Origin of the sequence: Candidatus Endomicrobiellum pyrsonymphae (genome assembly GCF_020328025.1) — a bacterium.
Lineage (GTDB): Bacteria > Elusimicrobiota > Endomicrobiia > Endomicrobiales > Endomicrobiaceae > Endomicrobiellum > Endomicrobiellum pyrsonymphae.
This window is the reverse complement of the sequence record NZ_JAIXMZ010000060.1, coordinates 1-7,091: the sequence shown is the minus strand read 5'-3', so window position 1 is coordinate 7,091 and position 7,091 is coordinate 1. Positions and strand designations below refer to the sequence as shown.

The 7,091-nt window shown below is 34.3% G+C and carries 8 protein-coding genes; 3 read left to right on the top strand and 5 right to left on the bottom strand.

The annotated features are described in order from the left end of the window. Window positions 1–273, bottom strand: a 273-nt coding sequence (locus LE180_RS05460) for a hypothetical protein (protein WP_374134446.1), incomplete at its 3' end; no start/stop codon positions are given. A 1,047-nt stretch (window positions 274–1,320) separates the two neighbouring features. On the opposite strand from LE180_RS05460, the gene LE180_RS05455 reads away from it, so the two are divergent. The 3 genes from LE180_RS05455 to LE180_RS05445 all read left to right on the top strand — a co-directional run bounded on the left by LE180_RS05455 (window position 1,321) and on the right by LE180_RS05445 (window position 2,808). Then, complete coding sequence (locus LE180_RS05455) at window positions 1,321–1,884, top strand: 2-oxoacid:acceptor oxidoreductase family protein (RefSeq protein ID WP_374134445.1); 564 nt, start codon at window positions 1,321–1,323, stop codon at window positions 1,882–1,884. Between the two features lie 17 nt (window positions 1,885–1,901). After that, window positions 1,902–2,363: an N-acetyltransferase gene (locus tag LE180_RS05450; RefSeq protein WP_374134444.1), complete on the top strand. Its 462-nt coding sequence runs from the start codon at window positions 1,902–1,904 to the stop codon at window positions 2,361–2,363. A gap of 196 nt (window positions 2,364–2,559) precedes the next feature. Beyond that, on the top strand, window positions 2,560–2,808 hold the full coding sequence (locus LE180_RS05445) for a hypothetical protein (RefSeq protein WP_374134443.1): 249 nt from the start codon (window positions 2,560–2,562) through the stop codon (window positions 2,806–2,808). Window positions 2,809–2,890: 82 nt separating this feature from the next. Here the strand turns inward: LE180_RS05445 and feoB are convergent, their stop codons facing one another. The 4 genes from feoB to LE180_RS05425 form a co-directional block, all read right to left on the bottom strand. Further along, window positions 2,891–4,996, bottom strand: coding sequence for a ferrous iron transport protein B (feoB, locus tag LE180_RS05440; RefSeq protein WP_374134442.1), 2,106 nt, complete (start codon window positions 4,994–4,996; stop codon window positions 2,891–2,893). 3 nt (window positions 4,997–4,999) lie between these two features. Next, the gene (locus LE180_RS05435; protein ID WP_374134441.1) at window positions 5,000–5,338 is read right to left on the bottom strand and encodes a ferrous iron transport protein A; all 339 of its coding nucleotides are present in this window, start codon (window positions 5,336–5,338) and stop codon (window positions 5,000–5,002) included. An 84-nt stretch (window positions 5,339–5,422) separates the two neighbouring features. Then, a complete protein-coding gene (locus LE180_RS05430) occupies window positions 5,423–5,890 on the bottom strand; it encodes a metal-dependent transcriptional regulator (protein WP_374134440.1) in 468 nt (155 codons plus the stop codon). Between the two features lie 567 nt (window positions 5,891–6,457). Further along, window positions 6,458–6,850: a hypothetical protein gene (locus tag LE180_RS05425; RefSeq protein WP_374134439.1), complete on the bottom strand. Its 393-nt coding sequence runs from the start codon at window positions 6,848–6,850 to the stop codon at window positions 6,458–6,460. Between the last annotated feature and the right edge of the window lie 241 nt (window positions 6,851–7,091).

Sequence of the window (7,091 nt, the reverse complement as noted above, 5' to 3'; positions counted from 1 at the left end):
GTTGGTCGTTATGCCTATTGCCACTTTTGTTGGCGTTATGCTAAATCCTCCGACTTTCCCGAGTTCACGGTTCCAGAAGCCAATCTGAGGAACGTTATTATTATTTTCATTGCTCTGTACATGGTTGGCTATTTTTTCTGTAGAGTCTTTATTAACTTTAGTTATTCTATTGAACTCGCTAGCTTTGTTAGATTTATCGGGCGAGCATGCCGAAAGGAGCAGAGAAAGGCAAACAAACAAGCTTACACATCTTTTTAATTGTAATGTCATCATACTATTTCCTATTTTGTTTCTATCTATCAGGTTTGATAGGCTTTGATAGATTTAGATATTAGGGGAATGTGGAATATGTATCGCTTCACGCAAAAATTTCCCATTTTATTTTAGCGCCTCTTTTTTTGTTTTGCATTTATAAGAAAACCAATTATACCAAATTAAATGTGATTGTATCAAATCATCAAATACAACTGTTGTGATTATACCAAATCAAAGCTTTTAACAAATCAGCTATAATTATCGTAATCATATCAAATTTTCTAACACTTTAACCTAAAATCATCAAAGATTATAATCAAAAGTCAGGCAAAAAACGAGTACTCTCCACGTCTAAAAGTCAGGCAAAACACCCCCAAAAAACGGCTAAAGAGACTCTATAATAAACGGGTACTTTTTGTAGCAAAGGAGCTAAGCTCCAAGTGGCAAAGCCCCAAGGAACAAAGTCCCAAGAGCCAAAGTCCCGGGAGACACAGTCCCATGGGACAATTTTTTAAAGGAACACTATTTCAAATGAACAAAGTTCGGAGCAAAGCTCCTGGAACAAAGTCCCAAGGAACAAAGTTCGGGACAAAGTCCCGAGAAACTTAGTTCCCAAGAAACTTAGTTTCCAAGTCAGCTCACAGGGAGAAGCATATGAATAGCATTATATCATGGCATACAGAGAAACGCAAATGTAACTACTCGGAACTTCGTTCCTTGAAGCTTAGCTTCTTGGAGCTTCGCAGATAAATAACTTATAGGTTTAGCGATTATAGCAAACAAAGGACTAAAAGGCTTGGAGTTATAGCATATAAAAACAGCGCAATATAATGGCGAAAGGGAGAAAGAGCGATTTTACGATAGAAAATCTAATCAGGCATTGGAACAAAATCGTTGATATAGAATCTTCCGCCAAGCGAGAGAAAAGGCATTTAGAGGATCTGACGGATAAAAAGCTAAACTTGATATGATCACGTTTAATTGACAAACTAGACAATAATATCATACTATTGCTGACATAGTTTCAAAAGAATTTTAATCACAAAATAACTAAATAGGGATACTATGCAAATTGAAATAATAGTAGCCGGGTTTGGCGGTCAAGGGGTCCTTTTGGCTGGCATTCTAGTTGCGCAAGCTGCAATAGAACAGGGTTTACATACAACGTGGTTTCCATCGTACGGAGCAGAAATGCGAGGCGGTACAGCCAACTCTATGGTTGTTGTATCAAATGATGAGATAGGCTCTCCTTTTGCTTTCAACCCGAACGCACTAATAGCGCTAAATGAACCGTCTCTTAACAAGTTCATGCCGAAAATGATGGACAATTCTGTAGTAATTGCAAATTCTTCAGTGGTGTCGCAAGATAAACAATGCAGAATAAACCCCTATTTTGTACCAGTAACCAATATTGCAGACAAAGAGATTAAAAACATAAAAACTGCAAATATGGTTGCTGTAGGCGCTTTTATGAAAGCTCTCAGAATAAATAATAAGCAAGATACTTCCGAAAAATATCTTTCCATAGACAGCATATTTGTTGCATGTGAAAAGGTATTTGCCGCAAAACCAAATCTTATTGATGTTAATAAAAAAGCAATTCAAGCAGGATATGATTTTATAAATTAAATCAAAGGATTAACTGAATGAACATACGACCGGCAAAAGTTACAGATGTAAAAGAAATACATACGCTGGTGGAACACTATGCAAACAACAAAGAAATGCTCCACAGATCGCTAAACGCCATATATGAAAACATTCAAGAATTTGTTGTTCTCGAAAATAAAAGTAAAATAATAGCGTGCGGCGCGTTGCATGTTTCTTGGGAAGATCTAGCAGAAGTAAAAGCGTTAGCGGTAGCTGAAGAATTTAAATGGCAAGGACTTGGCAGAAAAATAGTTGAAAAGCTTCAAGAAAACGCTAAAAGTTTAGGCATATACAAAGTTTTTTCCTTGACTTTTAAACCTGAATTTTTTAAAAAACTTGGATATGTTGTTATCCCTAGAGAAACGCTGCCTCATAAAATATGGAGCGAATGCGTCAATTGCCATCTATTTCCTGATTGTGACGAAGTTCCGTTGCTTGTAAATCTTAAATCTGAGTAATTTTTTTGAGAATTCTTAAAATTTTATTTACCGGCATGCTCGAAATAAAAAAGTATCTTAAAAAATTTAAATAGAAAGACATTTTTATTGTTCTTACAGGAACCTATACCCATGAGAAAAATTATTTCTGTATTAGATGGGTTTTTCTGTGTCAAAGATAAAAATTTATTTCTTAAGTTGCCAAATCATATGACTTTTGCTGTGTAAGGATGCTGGAATTTATGATTACGCTCTTGAAAACTTCAAGTTAACTGAAAATCTCTCAAGTAAAATAGTTCCCAATAATTTTAGCATATCAAACAATGATGAAATTTTAGACATAGAATATTCATTTAAAAATGCTAATGCTATGTCAACAAAAACTTCTAGTAATCATAAAGATTCTTTCAACATCTCTACCACAATGACAACAGTTATGGTAAAAAATATAAATTATTATTTTTAGTGATATTATACTAGAAAATACAAAGGAAAAGATTTTACTTAAGATTGATTGTGAAGGTTGTGAGAAAATACACATTTCCTTCTCATCGGACACCGATTTTTAAAAAAGTGCCAATCTGAAAAACGATAAACGCAGCAAGCCATGCAAACACTGTGTTGCCTACAACAAGCAGTGCGAGCCATTTACAGCTTGAACCTGTTTCTTTAAAAAAAACTGCTGCAGACACAACGCATGGAACGTATATTAAACAAAAAATAAGAAAAGTTATGCCTTTAAGAGGCGACCAGTCTTTGTCAGTTGCAATTCTGTCTTTCAACGATTGTGAATTTTCTTCATTATCACCTATAGCGTAAATAGTGCCCAAAGTGCTTACTATCATCTCTTTAGCAACAAAACCAGCTATCAAAGCAATTACCCTGTTGCCATCCATGCCTATAGGCTTAAAAAAGGGCTCAATAATCTTTCCGACTCTTCCTGCAAAACTACATTCAACCTGTAAGGCAGCTTGTTCATTCTGATTTAGATTTACGTCTATTGGGGCTTTAGGATATGCAACCACAACCCATATTAAAATTGATATAAAAACTATTGTGCTACCGGCCTTGCGGACATACATCCAGCCCCTTTCCCACATTTTTAAAAGCAGTCCTTTAATTGCAGGCATATGATAAGGCGGAAGTTCCATAACAAAATGAGCAGACTCTCCTTTTAAGATTGTTTTATTTAATAACTTTGCAATACTTAAAGCTATAACAACGCTTAGAACATACATAAAAAACATCACACTCGCTTGATATTTAACAGAAAAAAAAGCGCCTATAATCAAAACAAATACAGGAAGTTTTGCTCCACATATCATAAACGGCACGACAAGCATTGTTATTAGTCTATCACGTTTTGAATCCAAAGTCCTTGTAGCAAGCAGACCCGGCACTGCGCACCCATTGGTTGAAAGCATTAGAGGTAGAAAAGATTTCCCGTGAAGACCGAACCTGCTCATAACTTTATCCATTATAAAGGCAGCCCTTGCCATATATCCTGAATCTTCAAAAAATGCAATTGCAAAAAACATAAATAATATAAGAGGAAAAAAGACCAACACACCGCTAACACCGCCAATTATTCCATCAACAATCAAAGATTGCGCAATTCCCGGAGGCATAATTCTTGCCATCGTACTGCCAAACCATTTAAAAAATAAACTGAAAAGATTTATCATAGGTTCTGAAAAAGTAAATGTAAATTTAAAAATTATATACATCACTAATGCAAAAATTGGAATCCCAACGTATCTATTAAGCGCAAAAATATCTATGATTCCTGTTATGTCTATTTTCTTCTGCCTCGTTTTTTGAACAACAGTTTTGACAACAGAATTTGCAAAACCATAACGTTTATCAGCTATCTCAGTTTTCGCTTTTTCACCAAAATGTCCTTTAATGTGGCTTCTACTTTTTTTAAGTTGCTCTAAAATTTCTTGTACATTATTAGCTTCAGAAATCAAATTTAATGCTGAAGAATCATTATCTAAAAGCGCTATTGAAAGCCAGTTTTTTGGAAATTTTGACAATAGCGAGTCTTTAGCTATAAGAACCTTAAGTTTATCAATCTCAGTTTTTATGTCATCCCCATAATCAACTTTTGCATTTTGTGACATTTCAAAAACTTTATCCACATCTTTTCCGATGCAGTGATTTTCTATTATGCAGTCAAGAAGTTCCCCATTCCCCTTTTTTTTGTTTCCGATGGTAACAACAACAGGAACACCCAATAGTTTTGAGAGTTTTTTTTCATCAATTTTCTGACCATTAGATTCAACAATATCAGCCATATTTAATACAATAATTATGGGAATATCGAGTTCCACAACCTGCGTGAACAAGTATAAGTTGCGTTCAAGGTTGGCAGCGTCAATAATATTAACTATAACATCAGGCTCTTCCTTAAGTAAAAAATCTCTCGTCACAACTTCATCATCAGAATATGTAGAAAGACTGTATATCCCGGGTAAATCAATGAAATTTATATTGTATTCTTCATATTTTTTTGACCCTTCTTTTTTTTCTACTGTTACCCCCGGATAATTGCCGACATGTTGATTGGATTCCGTCAATTCGTTAAAAATTGTAGATTTTCCGCTGTTGGGATTACCAATAAGAGCAACTTTAATATTCTTATCTTTTTCCATGTACTATTTCCTTTTTAGCAATATATTATCTGCAATTTTATTGCTTAAAGCAATTTTTGATTCTTTTATTTTAATCATTATGCTGCCTTTGTCACCTGTATTTGCTATGACAGTTATTTCTTCACCCGGGACAAAACCCATTTCAAGAAGTCTGCGCCATAGCTTCTCATCGCAATATGCCACAACAAATCTATAGTTGCCCGGAACTGCGCTACTTAATTTAGCCATACCATTATGTTGAAGACAGCGGTTAAAGGCTTTGAATTTTTGAAAATGCGCTTTTATCCAACGCTTACGCCAATAGTCATAAATACTTTTTGCAATTCTTTTTATAACTCCCATTTCATCCTCTTTTAGTTATATATAATTATTTTAGTTTAAACTAACTTATTGCCACAAAAACACGCTCTCCAATTTATCGCCGTTCTACTCTTTCCATTTATTTAAGTATTCTTCTAAATTCACAATATCTTCGCTTTTTGTAAGGAAATATTTTTTTAGAAGAGTGTGCAATATTTCCAATTTATGAACGGTCTCAATGCCAACTAAATGTTCAATTTCGCAAGCCTCTTTATCAGCAACTACGTTGTCTATAAATAATAGATTATGCAAAAATTGATATAATATGTCATGCTTTCGCTGAACTTCCAAAGCTATCTTTTCGCCTTTATCGGTTAAATCAACATATCCATATTTTTCGTGTATTACAAGATTCTTTTCAGCTAAAAAATTAATTGCAACATTAACGCTTGAACTTTTAACATTCAAAGATTTAGCAATGTCACCAATTCTTGCATAATGTTTTTTTCTTTTTAACATCGCAATAGTTTCAAGATAATTCTCAAGAGATGCACTTAAATTATTTAGAGATTCTACTCTTCTAAGCTTTACCATGTACACTCCAAAATACACAAATGTTAGATTAATATAAAATTTTTTGATTGCATTGTCAAATCGCCGTACTTTTGTCAAACAACACAAAAATATCAAAAGCTCTTGCCACTAAGCGCATTTACATTATAATCGCGTACTCTAGATCGGACAAATTTTTATTATTTTTCGGTGTTTTTTTTAAGTGATTTGAAAAGATGAGCAAACAAACTTTTGAGCAAAACCATACAAAAATTTACCACCTAACTGAAACTCTCTCTTTTCAAAATCTCCAACACCACAAGGTAAAAGCTTGATGAGGTTGCAAATGCGCAAACTTTAGTCTGCAAATATTTTAGATAAACTTTACAGAACTCAATGCCGGCAAAGGTTTCTCTAAAGTAAGTCTTAAGTCTCTTTAACTGGCTTTGTTGATCTCAATTGAGTTCTTTTCTTCAACATGATTCTCGTCTGTTGCAACATAGCCAGTTCTTGCTTGAACCTCAGCTACCTTAACAAAATTCTCGGCAACTTTAAGATAAGTCTTAGCCTCTTTAACATTAATTTTATCAAGTTCAAGCTTCAGCTTGGCTAACTTAATATGTTCCTTAGCCTCTTTGAGATATTTTTCATATTTGTCAACAACAGACTTAGTTCTAGCAACTTCTTCGTTTGCCCTTTTAAGCTCAATTTTTCTTTCTTTAGTTGCATCGCCTTAGTATCGATGATTTTGACAATGTCGGCTCTGTCCAATAGAGGCTTGCTGATTTCAACACTAGCAATGGTTCTTTCAAGTTTAGCTTTAGCATTTTCAATGCGGGCTTTGACTAGTTCAATTTGGATATTTATATCTTCGATACGATCCTCATCTGTCATAACACCACCAATTCTTGTCATAAACTCAGCCATTTTAATGTCACATTCAGTCATTTTAAAATAAGTCTTAGCTACTTTAACATCAGCCTTAGCAATAGTAAGATCCAACTTGGCTAACTTAACATACTCTTTGGTCGTTTTACCAGTTTTAAGCTTAGTTTTTTGAAGTTCAACATTAGCTTTAGCGATGTTAAAATCAATACAAAAACGCTGTACCAGCTAAATTAAAGCTGGTACAGCGCCTTGTTCTACGCTTTTTCGTCTCATCTCAACTTCATAACTTCATCCGCATCAATTCAAACATACAGTCCATACTTGGTCGTTTCATTATCGCTTTATCGTCGTCATT